At 59.0% G+C, this 21,965-nt stretch carries 22 protein-coding genes; 12 read left to right on the top strand and 10 right to left on the bottom strand.

The genetic code is table 11. The features are described 5' to 3' along the window. Positions 1-40 precede the first annotated feature (40 nt). The 3 genes from prpC to ACSSNI_RS04605 all read right to left on the bottom strand — a co-directional run bounded on the left by prpC (position 41) and on the right by ACSSNI_RS04605 (position 2,868). A complete protein-coding gene (gene prpC / locus ACSSNI_RS04615) occupies positions 41-1,168 on the bottom strand; it encodes a bifunctional 2-methylcitrate synthase/citrate synthase (RefSeq protein ID WP_148926106.1) in 1,128 nt (375 codons plus the stop codon). Positions 1,169-1,261: 93 nt separating this feature from the next. Next, entirely contained in the window at positions 1,262-2,149 is an 888-nt protein-coding gene (prpB, locus tag ACSSNI_RS04610) for a methylisocitrate lyase (protein WP_159967995.1), read from the bottom strand. Continuing rightward, on the bottom strand, positions 2,146-2,868 hold the full coding sequence (locus tag ACSSNI_RS04605) for a GntR family transcriptional regulator (protein ID WP_102836314.1): 723 nt from the start codon (positions 2,866-2,868) through the stop codon (positions 2,146-2,148). Before ACSSNI_RS04605 ends, prpB begins: the two co-directional genes overlap by 4 nt. A 266-nt stretch (positions 2,869-3,134) precedes the next feature. On the opposite strand from ACSSNI_RS04605, the gene rloA reads away from it, so the two are divergent. From rloA to pabB, 4 genes are read left to right on the top strand one after another with little or no spacing between them, the layout of a single operon-like run. Beyond that, positions 3,135-3,671: a retropepsin-like aspartic peptidase RloA gene (rloA, locus tag ACSSNI_RS04600; protein WP_148926972.1), complete on the top strand. Its 537-nt coding sequence runs from the start codon at positions 3,135-3,137 to the stop codon at positions 3,669-3,671. Between the two features lie 4 nt (positions 3,672-3,675). After that, positions 3,676-5,202: an osmotic stress tolerance membrane protein RloB gene (gene rloB, locus ACSSNI_RS04595; RefSeq protein ID WP_102836312.1), complete on the top strand. Its 1,527-nt coding sequence runs from the start codon at positions 3,676-3,678 to the stop codon at positions 5,200-5,202. Positions 5,203-5,205: 3 nt separating this feature from the next. Beyond that, positions 5,206-6,189, top strand: coding sequence for an alpha-L-glutamate ligase-like protein (locus ACSSNI_RS04590; RefSeq protein WP_102836311.1), 984 nt, complete (start codon positions 5,206-5,208; stop codon positions 6,187-6,189). Positions 6,190-6,237: 48 nt separating this feature from the next. Beyond that, on the top strand, positions 6,238-7,587 hold the full coding sequence (gene pabB / locus ACSSNI_RS04585; protein WP_200639484.1) for an aminodeoxychorismate synthase component I: 1,350 nt from the start codon (positions 6,238-6,240) through the stop codon (positions 7,585-7,587). Positions 7,588-7,627: 40 nt separating this feature from the next. Here the strand turns inward: pabB and thrH are convergent, their stop codons facing one another. Continuing rightward, the gene (gene thrH, locus ACSSNI_RS04580) at positions 7,628-8,245 is read right to left on the bottom strand and encodes a bifunctional phosphoserine phosphatase/homoserine phosphotransferase ThrH (protein ID WP_200639483.1); all 618 of its coding nucleotides are present in this window, start codon (positions 8,243-8,245) and stop codon (positions 7,628-7,630) included. A gap of 181 nt (positions 8,246-8,426) precedes the next feature. Here thrH and ACSSNI_RS04575 point away from each other — a divergent pair, with 181 nt between their 5' ends. Continuing rightward, complete coding sequence (locus ACSSNI_RS04575; protein ID WP_200639482.1) at positions 8,427-9,161, top strand: phosphoadenylyl-sulfate reductase; 735 nt, start codon at positions 8,427-8,429, stop codon at positions 9,159-9,161. Between the two features lie 98 nt (positions 9,162-9,259). On the opposite strand, the gene cysB is transcribed toward ACSSNI_RS04575, so the two are convergent. Together cysB and ACSSNI_RS04565 are read right to left on the bottom strand one after the other, a co-directional pair. After that, positions 9,260-10,234, bottom strand: coding sequence for an HTH-type transcriptional regulator CysB (gene cysB, locus ACSSNI_RS04570; protein ID WP_102836307.1), 975 nt, complete (start codon positions 10,232-10,234; stop codon positions 9,260-9,262). A 306-nt stretch (positions 10,235-10,540) separates the two neighbouring features. After that, positions 10,541-11,488, bottom strand: coding sequence for a putative 2-dehydropantoate 2-reductase (locus tag ACSSNI_RS04565; RefSeq protein ID WP_200639481.1), 948 nt, complete (start codon positions 11,486-11,488; stop codon positions 10,541-10,543). A gap of 272 nt (positions 11,489-11,760) precedes the next feature. Here ACSSNI_RS04565 and ACSSNI_RS04560 point away from each other — a divergent pair, with 272 nt between their 5' ends. Further along, complete coding sequence (locus ACSSNI_RS04560; protein WP_102836305.1) at positions 11,761-12,837, top strand: 3-deoxy-7-phosphoheptulonate synthase; 1,077 nt, start codon at positions 11,761-11,763, stop codon at positions 12,835-12,837. 41 nt (positions 12,838-12,878) lie between these two features. On the opposite strand, the gene ACSSNI_RS04555 is transcribed toward ACSSNI_RS04560, so the two are convergent. Then, positions 12,879-13,169 (bottom strand): GNAT family N-acetyltransferase, encoded by a 291-nt coding sequence (locus tag ACSSNI_RS04555; RefSeq protein ID WP_200639480.1) that lies wholly within the window; start codon positions 13,167-13,169, stop codon positions 12,879-12,881. Between the two features lie 421 nt (positions 13,170-13,590). Here ACSSNI_RS04555 and ACSSNI_RS04550 point away from each other — a divergent pair, with 421 nt between their 5' ends. Next, entirely contained in the window at positions 13,591-13,845 is a 255-nt protein-coding gene (locus ACSSNI_RS04550) for an Lpp/OprI family alanine-zipper lipoprotein (protein ID WP_029404583.1), read from the top strand. 89 nt (positions 13,846-13,934) lie between these two features. On the opposite strand, the gene ACSSNI_RS04545 is transcribed toward ACSSNI_RS04550, so the two are convergent. From ACSSNI_RS04545 to ACSSNI_RS04535, 3 genes are all read right to left on the bottom strand, one after another. Beyond that, positions 13,935-14,897, bottom strand: coding sequence for a L,D-transpeptidase family protein (locus tag ACSSNI_RS04545; protein WP_200639479.1), 963 nt, complete (start codon positions 14,895-14,897; stop codon positions 13,935-13,937). A gap of 67 nt (positions 14,898-14,964) precedes the next feature. Next, positions 14,965-15,246, bottom strand: coding sequence for a hypothetical protein (locus ACSSNI_RS04540; RefSeq protein ID WP_102836302.1), 282 nt, complete (start codon positions 15,244-15,246; stop codon positions 14,965-14,967). Between the two features lie 45 nt (positions 15,247-15,291). After that, positions 15,292-15,897, bottom strand: a complete 606-nt coding sequence (locus ACSSNI_RS04535) for an arylesterase (RefSeq protein WP_200639478.1) — start codon at positions 15,895-15,897, stop codon at positions 15,292-15,294. Positions 15,898-15,907: 10 nt separating this feature from the next. On the opposite strand from ACSSNI_RS04535, the gene ACSSNI_RS04530 reads away from it, so the two are divergent. The 5 genes from ACSSNI_RS04530 to ACSSNI_RS04510 all read left to right on the top strand — a co-directional run bounded on the left by ACSSNI_RS04530 (position 15,908) and on the right by ACSSNI_RS04510 (position 21,964). After that, positions 15,908-16,594 carry an ABC transporter ATP-binding protein gene (locus tag ACSSNI_RS04530; RefSeq protein WP_200639477.1) on the top strand — a complete coding sequence of 229 codons (687 nt, stop codon included), beginning with the start codon at positions 15,908-15,910 and terminating at the stop codon, positions 16,592-16,594. Next, positions 16,591-19,092 (top strand): ABC transporter permease, encoded by a 2,502-nt coding sequence (locus tag ACSSNI_RS04525; protein ID WP_200639476.1) that lies wholly within the window; start codon positions 16,591-16,593, stop codon positions 19,090-19,092. The genes ACSSNI_RS04530 and ACSSNI_RS04525 overlap by 4 nt, the downstream gene beginning before the upstream one ends. A 64-nt stretch (positions 19,093-19,156) precedes the next feature. Further along, a complete protein-coding gene (greB, locus tag ACSSNI_RS04520) occupies positions 19,157-19,654 on the top strand; it encodes a transcription elongation factor GreB (protein WP_102836298.1) in 498 nt (165 codons plus the stop codon). A 344-nt stretch (positions 19,655-19,998) separates the two neighbouring features. After that, positions 19,999-20,895 (top strand): triacylglycerol lipase, encoded by an 897-nt coding sequence (locus ACSSNI_RS04515; protein ID WP_372239408.1) that lies wholly within the window; start codon positions 19,999-20,001, stop codon positions 20,893-20,895. A 49-nt stretch (positions 20,896-20,944) separates the two neighbouring features. Continuing rightward, the gene (locus tag ACSSNI_RS04510; protein ID WP_200639475.1) at positions 20,945-21,964 is read left to right on the top strand and encodes a lipase secretion chaperone; all 1,020 of its coding nucleotides are present in this window, start codon (positions 20,945-20,947) and stop codon (positions 21,962-21,964) included. Position 21,965 lies beyond the last annotated feature (1 nt).

Here is a 21,965-nt window from a genome sequence, read left to right as displayed (position 1 = left end):
CAAGGTTTGGGGAGCCCGGCGACGAGCTCCCTCGCTCCGATCAACGCTGGGCGATCGGGACGACCTTGCGCTGCTCCGGACCGATGTACTCGGCGCTCGGCCGAATGATCCGGTTGTTGCTGCGCTGTTCGAACACATGGGATGCCCAGCCGGTAACGCGCGAGCAGACGAAGATCGGCGTAAACAGCTTGGTCGGGATGCCCATGAAGTGATAGGCGGACGCATGGTAGAAGTCGGCGTTCGGAAAGAGCTTCTTCTGCTCCCACATGGTTTCGTCGACGGCGACCGAGACCGGATAGAGCACGGTGTCGCCCACTTCATCGGCGAGCTTTTCGGCCCAGACCTTGATCACCTCGTTGCGCGGGTCGGAAACGCTGTAGATCGCATGACCGAAGCCCATGATCTTGTCCTTGCGCTCGAGCATGCCGAGGATGGCTTCACGCGCTTCTTCCGGGCTCTTCCACTGCTCGATCATGTCCATGGCCGCTTCGTTGGCGCCGCCATGCAGTGGGCCACGCAGCGAACCGATAGCGCCGGTCACGCAAGAATAGAGATCCGACAGCGTTGAGGCGCAGACGCGGGCCGTGAAGGTCGAAGCGTTGAACTCGTGCTCGGCATAAAGAATCAGCGAGACGTTCATCACCTTGACGTGCAAGTCGCTAGGCTTCTTGTCATGCAACAGCGCGAGGAAATGACCGCCCAGGGTCTCTTCGTCGCTGGTGCAGTTGATGCGCACGCCATCATGAGTAAATCGGTACCAGTAGCACATGATTGCCGGGAAAGCGGCCATCAGGCGCTCGGCCACATCGCGCTGCTGGTCGAAGCTGAGCTCCGGCTCCAGCGTGCCGAGCACCGACGAACCGGTACGCATGACGTCCATCGGATGCGCACTGGCAGGGATGCGCTCGAGCACTTCCTTTAGCGCCTGCGGCAGGTCCCGCATGGTCTTCAGGCGACTTTTGTAATCGGTCAGCTGCTGTGTGTTTGGCAACTCGCCGTAGAACAGCAAGTAAGCCACCTCCTCGAAATCGCACTCGGCCGCCAGCTCACGTACGTCGTAACCGCGGTAGGTCAACCCGGCACCGGTCTTGCCCACGGTACACAGGGCAGTCTGGCCGGCGATCTGGCCACGCAGGCCTGCGCCACTCAAAACTTTTGCTTCAGCCATTGCTATCTCCTTCTTGGATTTGTTCTGGATACTGCAAATCACGTTGAAAAATGAACCGCACAGCCCCCGCTGGCTCGCAGCGGGGGCTTTCTGTCAGCTCTTCTTCTGAGCGAACAGTGAGTCGAGGTGCTGCTCGAATGCGTGGTAGTTGATGCGATCGTAGAGCTCCATGCGCGTCTGCATGGTGTCGATCACATTTTTCTGAGTACCGTCACGGCGCAGCGCGGTGTAGACATTCTCGGCCGCCTTGTTCATGGCGCGGAACGCCGACAATGGGTAGAGCACCAGGGACACATCGACGCCGGCCAGCTCTTCGGTGGTGTACAGGGGCGTTGCACCAAACTCGGTGATGTTGGCCAGAATTGGCGCCTTCACGCGGTCGGCGAAGGTCTTGTACATCGCCAGCTCGGTGATGGCCTCGGGGAAGATCATGTCGGCACCCGCTTCGATGCAGGCGGCGGCGCGGTCCAGTGCGGCATTCAACCCTTCCACCGCCAGCGCATCGGTACGCGCCATGATCACGAAACTGTCGTCGGTACGTGCATCAACAGCCGCTTTGATGCGGTCGACCATTTCCTGCTGGGTGACGATTTCCTTGTTCGGGCGATGGCCGCAGCGCTTGGCCCCGACCTGATCCTCGATATGGATCGCCGCCGCGCCGAACTTGATCATCGACTTGACGGTACGCGCCACGTTGAACGCCGAGGAGCCGAAACCGGTGTCGACATCTACCAGTAGCGGCAGGTCGCAGACATCGGTGATGCGACGCACATCGGTCAGCACATCGTCGAGACCGGTGATACCGAGGTCCGGCAGCCCCAGCGAGCCCGCGGCAACGCCGCCGCCGGACAAGTAAATGGCCTTGAAGCCGGCGCGCTTGGCCAGCAAGGCGTGGTTGGCATTGATGGCGCCAACGACCTGCAGCGGATGCTCGCTGGCCACCGCGTCACGGAAACGCTGACCGGGGGTAGGAAGTGTCATGCCTCACCTCTTGGTTGTGATGTCTGTTGTTGAGCAGCCAGGTAGTGCCGCTCGATATTGCGCTTGGAAGCGCAGATGTGGCGCCGCATCAGCAGCTCCGCCAGCTCGCCGTCACGGTCGGCGATGGCATCGAGAATCCGGTGGTGTTCGGCGAACGCCTGACGCGGGCGGTTGGGCGTTGCGGAAAACTGGATGCGGTACATACGGACAAGTTGATACAGCTCGTCGCACAGCAACTTGGCCAGCGTGCGATTTCCGCTGCCCTGGATAATCCGGTAATGGAAGTCGAAGTCGCCTTCCTGCTGGTAGTAGCCAACGCCGGCCTGGAAGGCCTCATCGCGTTCGTGGGTGCTCAGTACCTTGCGCAGGTCTTGAATTTCCGCCTCGCTCATACGCTCGGCCGCCAGGCGACAGGCCATGCCTTCCAGTGACTCACGGATCTCGTAGAGCTCGATCAGCTCCGCATGGCTGAGCGACACCACCCGTGCGCCCACATGCGGCACGCGAACCAGCAGCTTCTGCCCTTCCAGCCGGTGGATCGCCTCGCGAAGCGGCCCGCGACTGATGCCGTAGGTACGCGCAAGCTCAGGCTCCGAGATCTTGCTACCGGGCGCGATGTCGCCTTTTACAATGGCCGCCTGAATCCGTCGAAACACGTGCTCGGAGAGGGTTCCGCTGTCCACCTGATCAAGGCGAGGGACTTCCAGCGCATCCAGCATATTGTTGACACCTCAGCCATTTATGGCCACAACTTAGCCCCGAGAACGCTCTTGGTCAATGATACAAAAGTAGATTGTCGACAATCAGCTTGCCGATACTGAAGTCGCCTGGCCCCATGGCGCCGCAGTACGGCTGGAGCCTAGCTTCGTGATCTGCCGCCCATGCTAGAATGCGCCGCTATATATGCCACGTCCGGCGCTCGCTCCGACGTGCTTCAGCCTGGCTCGTTGTTCCGGCCGCTTTTCCGACTCGACTACCTGGATTTATGAGCACCAAAACCCGCCTTCTATTGCTCTGCCTCTTAAGCGCCCCGCTCTTGTCACAGGCCGATGACAAAACGATCTACGGCCTGAATGAGCACGTGGCATTGCCGGATTTTGGTCTGGAGGTGCCAGCCAAGCTTGATACCGGCGCCCAGACTGCCTCGCTCAGCGCGCGCGACATCGAGCGTTTCAAGCGCAACGGAAAAAGCTGGGTGCGCTTTTACCTGGCTATTGATGAAGCCCATGACCGCCCTATCGAACTCCCGTTGCAGCGCATCAGCAAGATCAAACGCCGTGCGGGTGACTTCGATCCAGAGGAAGAGAAAACCTATACGCCGCGCCCGGTTGTTGAACTCAATTTGTGTATGGGCAAGGCAAAACGCAGCATCGAAGTGAACCTCACGGACCGAAGCGCATTCCAATACCCACTTTTGATCGGTTCCGATGCGCTCTCTCGCTTCGGTGCCTTGGTCGACCCTGACCTTAAGTACGCTGCTGGCAAACCCGGCTGCATTATCGAATCTGACGCTGACGAGTAACCCCATGCGCGCACTTACCCTGCACCTGAAAATCCTGATTCTTTTGCTCGTCTCGCTGGGCATCGCAATCACCGCCTACCAGATCTTCATCTTGGGCATTCCGGTGACTGAAGATGAAACCGATGACCTTTGGAATATTGACGCCAAAGTCGAATTCCAGGCCAACCCGCGCGAGCCGGTGAAGCTGCAGATGTACGTACCGCCGCTCAATCAGGAATTCGTCAGCCTCAATGAGAGCTTCATTTCCAACAACTATGGCGTGAGCATCAATCGTGCCGATGGCAACCGCCGGGTTACCTGGTCAGCGCGGCGCGTCAATGGCAAACAGACGCTGTACTACCGACTGGTACTGACCCGACGCTATAGCGGTGAACAAACCAAGGCTACCGGCCCGATCTTCCGTGACAGCATTCCGGTTGAAGGGGCTGAGAAAATTGCGGCAGAAGCATTGCTATCACCCATTCGCCAGCATTCGGCAGACGTTGAAACCTTCATCAGCGAAGCCATCAAGCGGGTTAACAATGCCAATGACGACAACGTCAAGCTGCTGCTTGGCGGTGACGCTTCGACGCCCAACAAGGCAAGGGTGATCGAGCTATTGCTGTCCATAGCCCACGTTCCCATGGAGCGCGTACACACGGTTCGCCTGCAGGCCGACATGGCGCAATCTCCGGAGCTCTGGCTGCGGAGCTTCAACGGTGACAAGTGGCTGTACTTCAATCCGGAAACCGGTGAGCAAGGCCTGCCGGATGACCGCCTGGTCTGGTGGACTGGCAACGAGCCGCTGATGAACCTCGAAGGCGGACGTAACCCGCAAGTCACCTTCACGCTAAACAGCAGCGAGATGAACGCCATCCGCCTGGCAAAGCTGACTGACGAAAACACCGACGCAGACTTTCTCGAATATTCGCTTTATGGGCTGCCACTGCAGACCCAGCAGACGTACCAGATCATGATCATGATTCCGATCGGTGTTCTGGTGATTCTGATTCTGCGCAACCTTGGCGGCCTGCAGACACTGGGTACCTTTACACCAGTGCTGATTGCTCTGGCTTTCCGTGAAACCCAGATCGGGTTCGGCATCATCCTGTTCACCGTCATCACGGCAATGGGTCTGTCGCTGCGCTCGTATCTTGAGCATTTGAAACTGCAGATGCTGCCACGCCTGTCAGTGGTGCTCACGTTCGTCGTAGTGCTGATCGCGGTGATCAGTCTGTTCAGCCACAAGCTTGGGCTCGAGCGCGGCCTATCCGTTTCACTGTTCCCCATGGTCATCCTGACCATGACCATCGAGCGCCTCTCCATCACCTGGGAAGAACGTGGCGGCGGTCATGCATTCAAGGTGGCGGTCGGTACGCTCATCGCAGCGGCGCTGGCATTCCTGCTGATGAATATTCCGGAGCTGACCTACTTCATGTTCACCTTCCCGGCAGTGCTGCTGATCATGGTTGGCTTCATGCTTGCGATGGGTCGTTATCGCGGCTACCGCCTGACCGAACTGTTTCGTTTCAAAGCCTTTTTGAAGGATTGAGCCATGTTCGGTCTAATCAAGACGTGGAAGGCACTCGAAGCCAAAGGCATCATGGGCATCAATCGCCGCAATGCGGACTACGTGCTCAAGTACAACAAGCGCAACCTGTATCCGATCGTCGATGACAAGATCATCACCAAGGAGCGAGCAATCGAAGCCGGTATCGATGTCCCGGAGATGTACGGGATCATCGAGACCGAGCGTGATATCGAAAAGCTCAAGGACATCGTCAAGGACCACACCGACTTCGTGGTCAAGCCGGCACAGGGTGCCGGCGGTGACGGCATCCTCGTCATCGCTGATCGTTTCGAGGGGCGTTATAGAACGGTGTCAGGAAAAATCCTGACACACGACGAGATCGAGCATCAGATCTCCAACATCCTCACCGGGCTGTATTCGCTGGGTGGGCACCGCGACCGCGCTCTGATCGAGTACCGCGTAACCCCCGACCCGATCTTCAAAAGCATCAGCTACGAAGGCGTGCCGGATATCCGCATCATCGTCCTGATGGGCTACCCGGTCATGGCCATGCTACGCCTGCCAACTCGGCAGTCCGGCGGCAAGGCCAACCTCCACCAGGGCGCAATTGGCGTCGGAGTGGATCTGGCGACGGGCATCACGTTGCGCGGCACTTGGCTGAACAACAAGATCACCAAACACCCAGATACCACCAATGCTGTAGACGGCGTACAACTGCCAAACTGGGACGGTTTCATGAAGCTTGCAGCCGGCTGCTACGAGCTTTGCGGCCTTGGCTACATTGGTGTGGACATGGTACTGGACGAGGATAAGGGACCGTTGATCCTCGAACTCAACGCGCGCCCGGGCCTCAACATTCAGATCGCCAACGACTGTGGCCTGACCCACCGCGCGCATGCCGTGGAGAACCGCGTCGAGGAGCTCAAGAAAAGCGGGGGGCAGGAAACCCCAGAAGAGCGCGTGCGATTCGCTCAAGAGCTTTTTGGCCACATCCCGGCTCACGATTAAGCCATAGCCCGGTCTATTGGCCGGGTCACCCCCCGAACGAAGCACATCATGCCCCTCTGCACGCTTCACGCCCTTCCCTATCGCCCCGATCCAGCCTTTTGGTTCGAGCGCATTCGCCATGCGCCAGGCGCGGTGCTGCTCGACTCAGGCCGCCCTGTGGCGGAACGTGGCCGATTCGACCTGCTCAGCGCTTGGCCAATACAGGTGTTAGACCCGAGCGCATCGGAAACAGGGGACGCATTTTTTTCAAGACTACGAGAGGCGCTCCGATCACTGGGTGACGCCGAAGCGCCTTCGGGCACTGACCTACCCTTCGTAGGTGGCCTGCTGGGCTATATCAGTTACGACTTCGGCTCGCGACTGGAAAGGCTGCCCGATCATGCTGCCGATGACCTGGGCCTACCGCACGCCCGGTTCGGCGTCTATGCCTGGGCCTTAGTGAACGATCACCAGCGTCAAACCACGCACCTGGTCTTTCATCCGTCATTGGTCCAGGCGGAACGCAGTCGCCTGACCACCTTGTTCGAGGCTGATTGGGCATCCCCACCCTCGACGTTCAGCTTGTCGTCAGCTTTCGTCGCGGACCTGCTGCCCAGCGAATATCAAGAGGCTATCGCGCGTATTCAGCGGTATATCCAGGCAGGTGACTGTTACCAGGTGAACTTCGCCCAACGGTTTCAAGCGATCTATAGCGGCGATCCGTGGCAAGCGTTCCGCCTCTTGCGCGACGCCTGCCCGACCCCCTTCGCCGGTTTCATGACGATGGCAGAAGGCGCAATCGCAAGCGTCTCCCCTGAGCGTTTCTTGCGCGTGAGCGACAGGACAGTTGAGACCCGCCCGATCAAGGGCACCCGTCCAAGAAAACTGGACCCGAAAAGCGATCTTGCTCAAGCCGACGCGCTGATGGCCAGCACAAAGGACCGGGCAGAGAACCTGATGATTGTTGACCTGCTACGCAACGACCTAGGCCGCAGCTGTGAGATCGGAAGCGTACGGGTTCCGGAGCTTTTCTGCCTGGAAACCTACCCCAATGTGCATCATCTGGTTAGCAGCGTCACTGGCCGACTCGATCCGAACAAGGATGCGCTTGATCTGCTCACCGGTGCCTTTCCGGGCGGATCGATTACAGGCGCACCGAAGATTCGGGCCATGGAAATCATCGATGAGCTAGAGCCGACTCGCCGCTCCATTTACTGTGGCTCACTGGTCTATCTGGACGTGCGTGGCGAAATGGACAGCTCTATTGCGATCCGCACTCTTCTGTTCCGCAAGGACGGCGTGTATTGCTGGGGCGGCGGCGGAATCGTGGCTGACTCGGCGTGGCAGGCCGAATATCAGGAGACGCTGGACAAGGTGAGCGTGTTACTGAGAACCCTGGAGACGACGCTGGCGTCATAGGCTCCACGGGTCTTGGACAGCTACCGTGGAGCCTGGTCGTTTAGAGCGTCAGCTTGCGGTTAGATGCCTTGATGAATTCTTGCTTGAGCGCGTCGAAAGTATGCACCGCGGGAAACTGCGGGAACTCGCGAATCACTTTGTCCGGTGCATGAAAGAGGATGCCAGCGTGCGCCTCGGAGAGCATGGTGGTGTCGTTGTACGAGTCGCCTGCTGCGATGATGCGGTAGTACAGGCTCTTCAGCGCAATGACCGACTGGCGCTTGGGGTCCTTCTGACGAAGCTGGTAATCCACGACGCGATCCGATTCGTCAGTGATCAAGCGATGGCAGAGCAGCGTCGGAAAACCTAGCTGACGCATCAGCGGCTGCGAAAACTCGTAGAAGGTGTCCGAGAGAATGACCACCTGGAAACGCTCACGCAGCCAGTCCACAAACTCGATGGCACCATCCAGCGGCTGCAATGTGGCAATAACCTTCTGGATGTCCGATAGCTTCAGGTTGTGCTCATCCAGAATACGCAGCCGCTGCTTCATCAGTACGTCGTAATCAGGGATGTCGCGCGTGGTTGCCCGCAACGATTCAATTCCAGTGGCCTCGGCAAACGCGATCCAGATTTCCGGAACCAATACCCCTTCAAGGTCGAGACAGGCGATTTCCACGGACGCGCTCCTTACAGCAGAAAAATTGAAGCGGCACTCTAACGGCAAGGTCTCTGCGAAGCAACGCGCTGCTTATGCCACAAAGAATGGACGCTCTTCCTTAAACGTTATTTAGGGTAATAAAGACTCTTTGTTACCATCGCGCAACAGAGCGCCAAGCGCCAACCAAGGAAGCCGCCTGATGAGCCAAACCATTAATACAGCTGAGCTGGCAGCCTCATATGCCGGCAAATCCCCGCAGGACATACTCAAACTTGCCTTCGATCTCTTTGGGGATGATTTGTGGATCTCGTTCAGCGGAGCCGAGGATGTCGTATTGGTCGACATGGCCTGGAAGCTGAACAAGAACGTGAAAGTGTTCAGTCTCGATACCGGACGACTGCACAGCGAAACCTATCGGTTCATCGAGCAGGTCCGCGAGCACTATGGCATTCCCATCGAGTTCATGACGCCAGACCCGGCGTTGTTGCAGCCGATGGTTAACGAGAAGGGACTGTTCAGCTTCTACCGAGACGGCCATGGCGAGTGCTGCGGGATTCGCAAGATCGAACCGCTTCGCCGCAAGCTGTCAGGCGTGCGCGCTTGGGCGACGGGCCAGCGCCGCGACCAAAGCCCGGGAACACGCAGCCAGGTTGCGGTTCTGGAAATCGACAACGCGTTCTCGACACCCGACCACAGCCTGTACAAATTCAATCCGCTGGCACAGATGACCAGCGAAGAGGTCTGGGGTTATATCCGTATGCTCGAGCTGCCCTTCAATAGCCTTCACGAACGCGGGTTTATCAGCATCGGATGCGAGCCTTGCACACGCCCAGTGCTGCCGAACCAGCATGAGCGAGAGGGGCGCTGGTGGTGGGAAGAGTCGACCCAGAAGGAATGCGGCCTACACGCCGGGAACCTGATCGCTAAAAACTAACGATCTACGCCGGACTCTCTCTATCAAGGGGATTCTAAACGGCCCCTTGCCGAGCCTGGCGTACTGTTGTCGGTTTAATGGATGGGATGGCGGCCGGATTAGAAGGTCGGTAGGTCGACATCCATGAACAATTCATCCAGCTCCACTTTGTTTTTGCATTGCACAGCTTTCTCGAGCATTTCTCGATCAAGATGCGGGGCAAAGGTTTCGATGAAGTCACACATGAAGCCGCGCAGAAAGGTGCCCCGACGAAAACCGATTTTGGTCACGCTGGGCTCGAACAGCTCGCTGGCGTCAAGCACGACCAGATCCGGGTCAAGCTTCGCGTCGACGGCCATGCGCGCGACGATTCCGACACCCAACCCCAGACGTACATAGGTCTTGATGACGTCGGCATCGGCGGCGGTAAACACCACCTTTGGCGACAGGCCCCGGTGGCTGAAGGCTTCATCCAGCTTGGATCGCCCGGTGAAGCCAAACACGTAGGTCACGATTGGATGTTCGGCCAAGGCTTCCAGCGTGAGCTTCTGCAGCTTGGCCAACGGATGCCCCTGGGGCACAACAACGCAACGGTTCCAGCGATAGCAAGGCATCATCACCAGATCGCCAAACAGCTCCAGCCCTTCAGTCGCAATGGCGAAATCAACGGTTCCGTCAGCCGCCATCTCGGCAATCTGCATCGGCGTGCCTTGATGCATATGCAGCGAGACATCCGGGTATTGCTTGATAAATGCACTGATCACCGGCGGCAGAGCGTAGCGCGCTTGCGTGTGGGTTGTGGCGATGCTGAGCGTGCCGCGTTTTTCATTGGAGAACTCCTGCGCAATCTGTTTGATGCTTTCGCACTTGCGCAGAATTTCTCCAGCGGTGGTGATTATTCGCTCGCCGGCTGGCGTAACCCGGGTCAGATGCTTCCCACTGCGCGCAAATACCTCCACGCCCAGCTCGTCTTCCAACAGCCGGATTTGTTTGCTGATACCGGGCTGTGAAGTGAATAGGCTTTGCGCCGTTGCCGAGACATTGAGGTCATGGTGCGCCACCTCCCAGATGTAACGCAGTTGCTGAAGCTTCATAGAGATCCCTCAAAGGCCAATGGCGCCCGGACGCCACCCATGTTTTTATAACGTTATGCACCAGAATTGAGAAATTCTAGGCCATTTCCATATGAATCGCCGGTAGACCGCTGCTTGATCTGACATACCAGCGCGGCAAGCCTGACGCGTCAATCCAGTCGAGCCACCTACCAAATCACACCCCACCCGCCGGCCACAGGCCTCGAGTCATGGCTGGACTTGATTGAGCTTAGCAGCCGGGAAACAAATCACTATGCACCGAGCTCGCCCTGCCACCTGCCGCGCCGGGGGTGCCAGGCCAGCTTGTCAGTGCGTGCGCGCCGACAAAAAACGCAGAGCTTGATACAGCGCCTCTGTTTTCGGCATCGCGAAACCAGCATCTGCCGCAGCGGCCAGCGGAGCCGCATAGATCGCATCGAGCTCCATCGGGCGCCCCTGCGCATGATCGTGGTACATGCTCGGCAGATAGTCGGGCATTTTATCGGTGAACGTCATCATTCGATCCACAAGCGCATCGGGTAGCGGTAGGCCACAGGCAGCGGCGGCGCCGCAGGCTTCCAACATGATCGATTTGACCAAGGCTCGGCTGTCAGGGTTTGACATCAAGGGTGCTGTGCTGGCATCGAGCAGGACGGAGAGACCGTTATACGGCAGGTTCCACACCAGTTTCTGCCACCGCGCCTGTGCGAGATTCGTGGCTGCATTGGAATCGATGCCCGCCGCTCGAAACATGGCAGCCGCTTCTTCTACCAGCCTCTGCTGATCAGCTTCACTGGCCGGCCCAGAATGGTAACCAATGTTTACCCCGCCTAGTGCCTGATGCTCGACGACACCCAACGCCGAGCGGTGCGCACATATCAAACAGAGGCCACCCAGCAGATGAAGGTCACTCGGAAGCGCTTGGCGCAAGGTCTCTTCGACGCCCAGACCGTTCTGCAACACCACGACCTTGGCGTCTTCCGCTGCAGCCTCGGCAATCAGAGGGGCCAACTCTTTATTACTGGTGCTTTTCGCTCCGATCAACAACCAGTCGCATTTTGGCATCTGGGCGGCAGTGCGATACGCCTGGACAGAGTCCAGGTGCATTGAGCCATGCACCGCGCTGTTTATCTGCAAGCCGTTCTGCAGGACCGTCTCGTACTCGCTTCGCAGAAGAAAGTGCACATCGTATCCCGCCCGAGCGAGCATCGCGCCGTAAAAGCCGCCAATGGCGCCTGTACCAATGATTCCGATTCGAATGTTGGGAGCAGTCATGCAAGGACTCCAGCGGCAGATCAGTGAGGCGCCATGATGGGGGCGCGAATAAACGACCACCTTATCAGCGTCCACAGACAGCGCCCAGTGGCTATAAACAGCGGCATGACAGAACAGGTACCAGCGATATCCGGCCAGCCGTCCGACTTCAAGATGATTGTCGAGGCAACGCAATACGCGATAAGGTTCCGCTCCCCGCTGCGCCCTCAAGCTCTGCTCCGCCGCACCGGGATTGGCTGGCGGACGGCATCTGTGACCCCGACGAGAACACGATGGCTGATTTACCGATCGACGACCTTAACGTTTCTTCCAACGAGACACTGATCACTCCAGATCAGTTGAAGCGTGAAATCCCGCTGACTGCTGCTGCGTTGGCGACCGTCTCCGAAGGGCGACAGGTGATACGCAACATTCTCGACGGCAAGGATCATCGCCTGTTCGTCGTGGTGGGACCCTGCTCGATTCATGACCTGAAGGCCGCGCACGAATATGCCGAACGCCTCAAGGTGCTAGCCGACAAGGTTTCCGATAGCCTGTTTCTGGTCATGCGGGTGTACTTCGAAAAGCCACGCACGACGGTCGGCTGGAAAGGCCTGATCAACGATCCTTACATGGATGATTCGTTCAAGATTCAGGATGGCCTGCATATTGGCCGCCAGTTACTGCTCGACCTCGCCGAGATGGGTTTGCCGACTGCTACCGAAGCCTTGGACCCGATTTCCCCACAGTACCTGCAGGACCTGATCAGCTGGTCGGCCATCGGTGCACGTACCACCGAATCCCAGACACACCGAGAAATGGCCTCCGGCCTGTCCTCTTCGGTGGGTTTTAAAAATGGCACCGATGGCAGCCTGACGGTTGCAATCAACGCGCTGCAGTCGGTTTCCAGCCCGCACCGTTTCCTGGGCATCAACCAGTCCGGCGGAGTGTCCATTGTCACCACCAAAGGCAACGCCTACGGTCATGTTGTGCTGCGTGGCGGGAACGGCAAGCCGAACTACGATTCGGTCAGCGTTGCAGTATGTGAACAGGAATTGAGCAAGGCTGGCATCAAGCCGAACATCATGGTCGACTGCAGCCACGCCAATTCAAACAAGGACCCAGCCTTGCAGCCACTGGTGATGGACAACGTGGCCAACCAGATCCTAGAGGGCAACAATTCAATCGTGGGTCTGATGGTGGAAAGCCACCTGGGCTGGGGCAGCCAGCCCATTCCCAAGGATTTGAACGATCTGAAATATGGCGTCTCCATCACCGATGCCTGCATCGACTGGGAAGCCACCGAAAAAGCGCTGCTCGGCATGCACACGAAGCTGAAGGACGTTCTGCCTAAACGCGCCCGCAACTGACGCTGTCAGAGTTGGAAAAAACGCCGCTTGCCGGCGTTTTTTTATTCCCGGTCAGGACCGTCCGCAGCGCCCGCCTGCCGTTCGATATACCACTCAACATACGAGCAGGATGGAATAACCGTATATCCCTCGCGCTCGGCGTATTCCAGCGCATGCTGGGTCAACACCGCAGCCACACCTCGACCACGAAGCGCATCGGGCACGAAGGTTCGATAGATATCAAGCGTCTGCTTGCCTAGATCAACATAGGCCAAGTAAGCGCGATGGCCATCCACGACTGTCTCGAACTGGTGGCTCGTTCGATCATGATGGATATTCAGCTGTTCGGTCATCTCGCCTCCTCAGCAGGCTGGACCTGCCATGATTGTCTGGAAGTTACGTGGATCACGCTCACGCACTCTCCGTTTTTATTGTTAGCTGGACGACGCATGCTACCGCCAGGCAAGACTTGGCTTCAATTGCTTAAATCATCAGCGCGCTGCAATGAACCGAATGGGCTGTAAACAAACGGTCAACGCCGATAAAAACTGCAACTTTTCGGCACTCGCACCGGTCCATGTAGCGAGTGCAGCGTTGGCTCTGATTGTTTTTCAATCAGTTCGGCCAGCAGATGCAGTTAAAAGAATGAGCATGCAGAAAAAATGTGGTAGCAGCTGCTTGGCTCAGTTTACTTAGCGCAACTAATCGGTAGTATGTGCGCGCCAACTTTCCATAACGGGAGTTGCCATGGATTTCATCCTTAAGGGGAACACGATGAACAACGTTCTGAAATTTTCTGCTCTGGCTTTCGCCGCAGTTCTGGCTACTGGTTGCAGCAACAGCATGACCAAAGAAAGCGAAGCCCGCCTGACCGCGACCGAAGACGCCTCCGCCCGCGCTCAAGCGCGTGCTGACGAAGCGTACAGCCGTGCCGACGAGGCTCTGCAGGCTGCTCAGAAGGCTCAGCAGACTGCTGACGAAGCCAATGAGCGTGCGCTGCGTATGCTGGAACGCGCCAGCCGCAAGTAAGCTTCAGGCAAAAAAAAGCCGACCTGCAATCAGGTCGGCTTTTTTATGGGCGCCTGGTTTTACAGACGCCATATGCAGGCTGCAAAATTCTAGAAGACGGGTTCTTCATGAGTGGCCAGAGCCTGGCCCTGCTCGGCGATCTGGATTGGCAGACCGTCCTCGCCCGCAATAATCTCACGAACCATTTCCCAGTCCAGCTGCAGCGAACCTGCAGGCTCGTCACGCTTGAGCAATGTGTTGATCACCACCGCATGCTTGTCCATGAGCGTCATCTTCTTTTCTTCATCCTGCAGCGGAGTGTGCGCCTCCAAATAGACCTTGCCCTGGCTCACGCCAAATTTGTAAGGCTCATCGATGATCCGCACCGAGGTTCCAACCTTAACCAATCCCGCCAGCTCCAACACGTTGTGGTTGAGCATACGGAAGCAACCATGGCTGACGCGCATGCCGATTCCGAATTTCTTGTTCGAACCGTGGATGAGATAACCGGGCAACGCCAAGCTCATCTTGTAAGGACCAAGCGGATTATCCGGCCCTGGCGGCACCACCTTCGGCAGCGGATCACCGTCGGCGGCGTGTTCGTCGCGGATCGATTGCGGCGGATACCAGGCCGGGTTGCTGGTCATCGCTGAAATTCGCGTGTTACCAACAGGAGAACCCCAGCCTTCACGCCCAATGCCGAGCGGAAAGGTGTGCACCACGTTCTCGCCCTCCGGGTAGTAATAAAGACGGTACTCCGCAAGATTGATCACAACGCCTTCCCGCGGTCCGGGGGGCAGAATGTACCGAGTCGGCAGAATGATGTCGGTCCCCTCGCCTGGCAACCATGGGTCTACGCCCGGGTTTGCCGCAACCAATTCCAGATAGCCCAGATCATGTGTTTCGCCGAGCGCAGCGAAGGTGTCTTCGTACTTGGCCTTGATCACTTGGATCTGCCCGACGACGTCCTCGCCGTCTGGCGGCAGCGGTAATTCGAGTGCGACAGACTGGCTGGCCGAGAATAAAGCTGCGATAGACACACTGCAGGCGACTGCAAACGCACGCGAGAGCATTCAGGGGTTTCCTTGGGAGAGTGTTCGTGTTGCGCCGATTGTACTCGAAGCACCGGCGGACGCCGACCTACCAGGCGCTGACGGCAGACGGAAGGCCTTTTCTTTGGGCGCTGAGTGCATCGCGACACGCAGGGCAAAGTCGGCGATCCTTGAGCACGGAGCGCTCGATATCTTTCCAGAGCGGGCGCGCTGGCAGAAAACCTCCGCACAGCGTGCGATCAACCTGCCCGCTCAACTCCAGCTGCCGTAACGCCAGGTGCAGCCGATTCTCCCGACAAGCAAACAGGTCGAACTGCTCGTCTGGAACGATGAGGCGATAGGCAAAAAGGGTCCAGGCTGGGCGCGGCATCTGAGGCTCCGATTCGAGGGGCGCGACAGTAGCCGCGCGCACGCTTCAAAGCAAGGGTTCGAGCACCGGCCAGACGTTGTCCAGCAGCCGCTGCTGGGCACCCGCAGTGGGATGAATGCGATCGGCTTGCATCAGGCCCTCAACACCCCCAACCCCATCGAGTAGAAACGGGACGTATGGCAGGTTCCGCTCGGCTGCAAGCGAGTCGAACGCTTCCTCAAAGGCGCGTGTGTAGCGTTGCCCCAAGTTCGGCGGCAAACGCATCCCGAGCAACACGACATTGGCATCGGCGTCACGTGATAGGTCGACCATTGCCGACAGATTTCTGTTCAGTTGCTTCGGCGACTGGCCGCGAAGCCCGTCATTACCCCCCAGTTCAATGATGACTACCTCCGGATCGTATTCCGCCAGCAATGCGGGCAACCGCGCCAGCCCCCCCGCACTGGTATCACCGCTGATCGAAGCATTCACCACCCGATGGTCGAGATTCTCTGTATCAAGGCGTTGCTGGAGCAGCTGTACCCAGCCCTGGCTGGTTTCCAGCCCGAAAGCGGCGCTGATACTATCCCCGACCACCAACACCGTTCCCGCCATGGCGCCCTGAGCCCAGCACAGCAAAACCAGGACCCCACCTCTCAGCCAATTTCGCATCGGATTCTCCATGAGCACCAGCATTCTTTACGCCCGGAACCTTAGCAAAGCGGTACCCAGCGCGGAAGGCGAGTTGGCGATACTAGACGATGTGTCGTTGAGTCTCGACAAAGGCGACAGCCTTGCCATCGTTGGCACTTCAGGTTCCGGCAAATCGACGCTACTCGGTTTATTGGCTGGCCTGGATCTGCCGACATCAGGCGAGGTACACCTGGCTGGTCATCTGCTTGGCGCGCTAGACGAAGACCAGCGCGCCCGTGTGCGGGCCGAACATGTCGGCTTTGTTTTTCAGTCGTTTCAGCTACTCGACAGCCTCAACGCACTGGAAAACGTCATGCTTCCGCTTGAGCTGCACGGCCGTTCCAACGCACAGGCGAAAGCTACCGAGTTGCTCGACCGGGTCGGCCTTGGTGCCAGGCTGCACCATTATCCAAGGCAACTGTCAGGCGGCGAACAACAGCGCGTCGCTGTCGCCCGCGCCTTTGCCGCCGAACCCGCGGTGCTGTTCGCCGACGAACCGACCGGCAACCTCGACAGCCACACCGGCGCAACCATCACCGAACTGCTGTTCGAGCTCAACCGGGAGCGAGGCACTACATTGGTGTTGGTCACCCATGACGAACGCCTGGCCCAACGCTGCCAGCGCCTGCTTCGCCTGGAAGGCGGTCGCCAACTCGTCGACGAGTTGAGTCAATGAAGCATGTGCCCATCAGCCGTTTGGCAAAGTTAGCGCTGCGTCAGCTGTTGCGAGATGCGCGAGCTGGCGAGTTGCGCGTGTTGTTTTTCGCATTGCTGATCGCCGTTGCGGCCAGTACAGCCATTGGTTATTTCGGTGCGCGCCTGAACGACGCCATGTTGTTGCGCGCGACCGAATTTCTGGGCGCCGACCTCGTACTGCGCGGCAGCGCGCCCGCCGAGCCAGAGCAGATCGAAGTAGGCAGGCAAATACAGCTCAAGCACGCTCGCGTGGTTGAGTTTTCCAGTGTCGTCGCCACGGACGACAACCTGCAGCTGACCAGCGTCAAGGCCGCTGATGACAGCTATCCGTTACGCGGTGAGCTTCGCAGTGCAGCGGCGCCATATCAGCCCGAACAGCCCGGAACAGGTCCGAAGCCCGGGCAAGCTTGGGCCGAGGCACGCTTGTTCGCCGCTCTGAACCTCCAGATCGGTGACTGGATTGAAGTTGGTAACAAGCCGCTGCAGCTGACTCGCGTGCTGACCTACGAGCCCGATCGCGTCGGCGATTTCTACAGTTTGACACCACGCGTGCTGATGCACCTGGATGATCTCGAAGCCACCGGCGTGGTACAGCCGGGCAGTCGCGTGCGCTATCGCGAACTCTGGCGAGGCTCCCCTGAGCAACTGGCAGATTACGAAGAAGCAATCAAAGCTGATCTGCAACCGCACCAGCGCATCGAGACTGCCAAGGACGGAAACCGCCAGATTGGCGGCGCACTGGGACGCGCCGAACGCTACCTCAACCTGGCCAGCCTCGCCGCTGTGCTGCTCGCGGGGGTGGCGGTGGCGCTATCAGCCGCACGCTTCGCGGCGCGCCGTTTCGACGCCAGCGCGCTGTTGCGCTGCCTTGGCTTGTCACGCCGCGAAGCATTACTGCTCTATACCTTTCAGCTCGCCTACCTCGGTTTGGTTGCCAGCACAGCTGGCGCGCTACTGGGCTGGGCCGCACAACATGGACTGTTTTTCCTGTTACGTGAACTCGTCGTGAGTGAAGTGCCGCCCGCCACGCTTTGGCCGGCGCTGGCTGGGATTGCGACCGGCCTGGTTGCACTGGCGGGTTTCGCCCTGCCGCCGCTGGCCGCGTTGGGACGTGTGCCCCCGCTGCGGGTTCTACGCCGCGACATGCTGCCGATCCCGCCGAGCTCCTGGCTGGTGTATGGGGCCGCCGTTATCGCACTCGGCTTGATCATGTGGCGCCTCAGTCTGGACCTGAAGATTACCCTCGCGCTGCTAGGCGGCGGTCTGCTCGCCACCGTGGTTCTCGGTGGACTGCTGTTGCTGGCATTGAAGGGGCTGCGTCGGGCGCTGTCAGGCGCATCACTGACATGGCGTCTTGGCTTAGGACAGCTACTCCGTCACCCACTGGCGGCAGCTGGTCAGTCGCTGGCTTTCGGGCTGATACTGCTCGCCATGGCGTTGATCGGTTTGCTGCGCGGCGAACTGCTCGACACTTGGCAAAACCAGTTGCCGGATGACGCCCCCAACCATTTCGTACTGAATGTCCTGCCCGCCGACCGCGACGCGTTCGCCGCACGCATTGAGGCCCTCTCTGATCACGCGGCTCCCCTGTACCCGGTAGTCCCAGGTCGCCTGGTTGCCATCAACGGCGAACCGGTGCGCCAGTTGGTAAGCAAGGAAAGCCAGGGCGAGCGGGCGATTCGTCGAGACCTGAGCCTGACCTGGGCCAAGGACTTGCCGTCCGACAATCGGCTGACTGCCGGCCAATGGTGGACCGGAGCACCAGGCGAACTGCCTGGCGTGTCGGTGGAAGCCGAGCTGGCCGAAAGTCTTCAAATCCAGCTGGGCGATCGACTCAGCTTCACCGTTGGCGGGCTCACCCGCGATGTCAGCGTGACCAGCTTGCGCGAGGTCAACTGGGACAGTTTCCAGCCCAACTTCTACATGATCTTCGAGCCGGAAACCTTGCAAGACGTGCCCGCCACCTACATGACCAGCTTCCACCTGCCGGAAGGCAAGGACCGCGAATTGGTGAAGCTGGCCAGGGACTTTCCGTCTGCGACGATATTGCAGGTCGAAGCCTTGCTCAGCCAGTTACGCAGCATCCTGGCGCAGGTCTCGCTAGCGGTCGAATATGTGCTGATGTTCGTGCTGGCGGCAGGCCTGGCGGTATTGTTCGCCGGCCTACAAGCAACGCTGGACGAACGGATTCGTCAAGGTGCGCTGCTTCGGGCGCTGGGGGCGGAGCGGAAATTACTGCTCAGAGCCAGACGTACCGAATTCGGCGTATTAGGCGCCGCCAGCGGTGTGCTCGCAGCGTTGGGTTGTGAACTGGTCAGCGCCCTGCTCTACCACTTCGTCTTCGATCTTCGCTGGCAGCCCCACCCGTGGCTGCTTTTGCTGCCCCTGATCGGCGCGCTACTGGTGGGCGCTGCGGGTGTGCTGGGTACGCGCCGAGCACTTAACGCCAGCCCGCTGAATGTGCTGCGTGAAAATTGACCGGAGCAGGCAGCGGGTTGGACTGCCTGTAGAATCCCCAGCCCGTGCCTGAACTGGAAACGCCATGAGCCGTTATCGTCCACCTCGCCCTGCCGGTACCCCTCTGATCACCCCCGAAGGCGAGGCAAGGTTGCGAGCCGAGCTGCATGAACTGTGGCATGTAAAACGGCCTCAGGTTACCCAGTCGGTCAGCGAGGCAGCCGCGCAAGGGGACCGTTCGGAAAACGCTGAATACACCTACGGCAAGAAGATGCTGCGCGAAATCGACAGCCGCGTGCGTTTTCTGACCAAACGGCTGGAGAAGCTCAAAGTGGTCGCAGAACGGCCCAGCGATCCCGGAAAGGTCTATTTTGGCGCCTGGGTGACTGTCGAGGATGAAGACGGAGAACAGGCCCGCTACCGTATCGTCGGCCCCGATGAGCTGGACCTGCGCCAAGGGCTGATCAGCATCGATTCACCGCTGGCGCGCGCTTTGGTGGGCAAAACGCTGGATGCCGAAGTCCAGGTGCAGACGCCTACCGGACCGAAGCTCTGGTACATCACCGCCATCGACTATCCATGACCAGCTAGTTGCTTTCGGACCTATTGGTCACAAAATCTCTCGATCTAGTGGATAAATTCGGTCAACGTGCGCGCTATCACCTTCCCACCCAGCCGCTTGTTCCATCTGGTAACAGACGTTTCGCTGATGCCGCTATGCCCACTAAGTTTCCGCGTAGGCGAGCCAGCGTGCCAGAGCACTTCACCCAGTCGCTAGACAAACTGGCACGAATGCTGCGCCGGTTATCGCTGCAGTACGCGCTAGGCGCGGTGAATGGCGAGGGATTGCCCAATCTCCAGTCACCCTAGATGAGTGCATTCATGAATAAGAACAAGACAGTGTTTGCTCTATGCCTCGGGACCGTAATGGCTGTTTCCAGCCAGGTCCAGGCCGGCCTATTCGGCTCCAGCGGCTATACCCAGACGCGTTATCCAATAGTGCTGGCGCACGGCATGCTCGGTTTCGACAGCATACTTGGCATCGATTACTGGTACGGCATTCCCCAGGCGCTTCGACGTGACGGTGCCCAGGTGTACGTCACTGAAGTCAGTCAGCTCAACACCTCGGAGCTTCGTGGGGAGGAGCTCCTGCAACAAGTCGAGGAGATCGTCGCGATCAGCGGCAAACCAAAGGTGAATCTGGTCGGCCACAGTCACGGCGGACCGACTGTGCGCTACGTCGCTGCGGTCCGTCCCGACCTGGTGGCGTCGGTCACCAGCGTAGGCGCGCCGCACAAGGGGTCCGATGTTGCTGATCTGATACGTCAGATTCCGGAAGGCTCCGGTGGCGAAGCCATCCTCGCCGGCATCATCAACGGAATGGGCGCATTGATTCACTTCCTTTCGGGAAGCACCAGTACCGAACCACAAGACTCGCTCGGTACGCTTGAATCGCTCAACAGCGAAGGTGCTGCTCGTTTCAATGCGAAGTATCCGCAAGGGGTGCCGACCAGTGCGTGCGGCGAAGGCGCCTACAAGGTCAACGGTGTGCGTTACTACTCCTGGAGCGGCACCAGCCCGCTGACCAACCCACTGGATGTGAGTGACGCCATGATGGGAGCAGGCTCGCTGGCATTTGACGAGCCCAATGACGGGCTCGTTGGCCGTTGCAGCTCGCATCTGGGCATGGTCATCCGCGACAACTACCGGATGAACCATCTGGATGAAGTCAATCAGGTGTTTGGCCTGACCAGCCTGTTCGAAACCGATCCGGTGACGGTGTATCGGCAGCATGCCAATCGGCTGAAAAACGCAGGTCTCTGAGGCTCCGGTGGGGCCTACTGGCCCCACCTTCTGACTAGAAGGCATCCTGATGAAACTTATCGCCGCCCTGTTTGTGCTGACGCTGCTGATCGGCATTGTGATGAACGGCAGTGCCCCGCCCGACTCAGAACCTGCCCAAACGCAGAGCCGCACCGAGAACGATCGGATCAATACCAGCGAGACCCGTCTACCAGAGCGCTCAGCTCCAATTCCGCGGCCGCGGACAGACGCACTTGGCCGCCTGCCAGGCTCCTTTGCCGGCACCCAAGTGGACGGTCGACTTCAGGTTGACGCCGCCGGAAAGCTGATCATTGATGCAGAGATACGCCGCGTATTCGATTACTTCCTTGCCTCAATTGGCGAGGAGCCCCTGGAAACCAGCGTAAACCGCCTACGTCGCTATATCGAAGCGCAGCTGCCCACACCTGCAGCAGGCCACGCCACCCAGCTGCTGAGCCAGTACCTGGACTACAAGCGGCAGCTGCTGATGCTGGAACAGCAGCATATGCAGCAGGCAGACATAGACGCCATGCGCAACCGGCTGCGAGCAGTTCAGCAGTTGCGTGCAGGAATATTCGATGACCGGGTCCATCAGACCTTCTTCGGTCTGGACGAGGCAGCTGACCGCTTCATGCTGGAACGCCTGGCAATTCGTCACGATCCAAGTCTTGATGCGTCAGGCAAGGGCGCCGCACTGGACCGTTTGCGCAACAACCTGCCAGCGGAACTGCAGGATCCGATGGCGGCACAGATGCAAGTACAGCTGCGCGAACAGACCCGCGCATTAGCAGCCAGTGGTGGCAACCCCACGGACCTGCGCCAGCTACGCCAGCAATTGGTTGGCAACGCAGCCGCAACCCGTCTGGAGCAGCTCGACGCCAAGCGTCAAGCATGGCAGGCCCGCGTCACCGCCTACCGCGAGGAAAAACTTCGGATTGAACGCAGCCGGGGCCTCGGCCAAGCGGATAAACGTGCCGCCATTTCCCGCTTGGCGACCGAACGTTTCACCGAGCATGAACGTCAGCGCCTTCAAGCGGCTGAGCAACTGGTTGCGGCTGAGCGCGGCTGAG

The sequence above is a fragment of the Stutzerimonas tianxiuensis genome (assembly GCF_053470365.1).
The sequence above is the reverse complement of the archived record's forward strand: the minus strand, read 5'-3'. Positions and strand labels throughout refer to the sequence as shown.

Excerpts from the sequence above, each read along its gene's own strand:
- ACSSNI_RS04540 (WP_102836302.1), bottom strand. The coding sequence starts at position 15,246 with ATGCCGCGCCCAGCCTGGACCCTTTTTGCCTATCGCCTCATCGTTCCA.
- ACSSNI_RS04545 (WP_200639479.1), bottom strand. The coding sequence starts at position 14,897 with ATGCTCTCGCGTGCGTTTGCAGTCGCCTGCAGTGTGTCTATCGCAGCT.
- cysB (WP_102836307.1), bottom strand. The coding sequence starts at position 10,234 with ATGAAGCTTCAGCAACTGCGTTACATCTGGGAGGTGGCGCACCATGAC.
- ACSSNI_RS04555 (WP_200639480.1), bottom strand. The coding sequence starts at position 13,169 with ATGACCGAACAGCTGAATATCCATCATGATCGAACGAGCCACCAGTTC.
- ACSSNI_RS04535 (WP_200639478.1), bottom strand. The coding sequence starts at position 15,897 with ATGCGAAATTGGCTGAGAGGTGGGGTCCTGGTTTTGCTGTGCTGGGCT.
- pabB (WP_200639484.1), top strand. The coding sequence starts at position 6,238 with ATGCCCCTCTGCACGCTTCACGCCCTTCCCTATCGCCCCGATCCAGCC.
- greB (WP_102836298.1), top strand. The coding sequence starts at position 19,157 with ATGAGCCGTTATCGTCCACCTCGCCCTGCCGGTACCCCTCTGATCACC.
- ACSSNI_RS04590 (WP_102836311.1), top strand. The coding sequence starts at position 5,206 with ATGTTCGGTCTAATCAAGACGTGGAAGGCACTCGAAGCCAAAGGCATC.
- ACSSNI_RS04510 (WP_200639475.1), top strand. The coding sequence starts at position 20,945 with ATGAAACTTATCGCCGCCCTGTTTGTGCTGACGCTGCTGATCGGCATT.
- prpB (WP_159967995.1), bottom strand. The coding sequence starts at position 2,149 with ATGACACTTCCTACCCCCGGTCAGCGTTTCCGTGACGCGGTGGCCAGC.
- ACSSNI_RS04575 (WP_200639482.1), top strand. The coding sequence starts at position 8,427 with ATGAGCCAAACCATTAATACAGCTGAGCTGGCAGCCTCATATGCCGGC.
- ACSSNI_RS04515 (WP_372239408.1), top strand. The coding sequence starts at position 19,999 with ATGGCTGTTTCCAGCCAGGTCCAGGCCGGCCTATTCGGCTCCAGCGGC.
- rloB (WP_102836312.1), top strand. The coding sequence starts at position 3,676 with ATGCGCGCACTTACCCTGCACCTGAAAATCCTGATTCTTTTGCTCGTC.
- ACSSNI_RS04530 (WP_200639477.1), top strand. The coding sequence starts at position 15,908 with ATGAGCACCAGCATTCTTTACGCCCGGAACCTTAGCAAAGCGGTACCC.
- prpC (WP_148926106.1), bottom strand. The coding sequence starts at position 1,168 with ATGGCTGAAGCAAAAGTTTTGAGTGGCGCAGGCCTGCGTGGCCAGATC.
- ACSSNI_RS04605 (WP_102836314.1), bottom strand. The coding sequence starts at position 2,868 with ATGCTGGATGCGCTGGAAGTCCCTCGCCTTGATCAGGTGGACAGCGGA.
- rloA (WP_148926972.1), top strand. The coding sequence starts at position 3,135 with ATGAGCACCAAAACCCGCCTTCTATTGCTCTGCCTCTTAAGCGCCCCG.
- ACSSNI_RS04560 (WP_102836305.1), top strand. The coding sequence starts at position 11,761 with ATGGCTGATTTACCGATCGACGACCTTAACGTTTCTTCCAACGAGACA.
- ACSSNI_RS04525 (WP_200639476.1), top strand. The coding sequence starts at position 16,591 with ATGAAGCATGTGCCCATCAGCCGTTTGGCAAAGTTAGCGCTGCGTCAG.
- ACSSNI_RS04550 (WP_029404583.1), top strand. The coding sequence starts at position 13,591 with ATGAACAACGTTCTGAAATTTTCTGCTCTGGCTTTCGCCGCAGTTCTG.
- ACSSNI_RS04565 (WP_200639481.1), bottom strand. The coding sequence starts at position 11,488 with ATGACTGCTCCCAACATTCGAATCGGAATCATTGGTACAGGCGCCATT.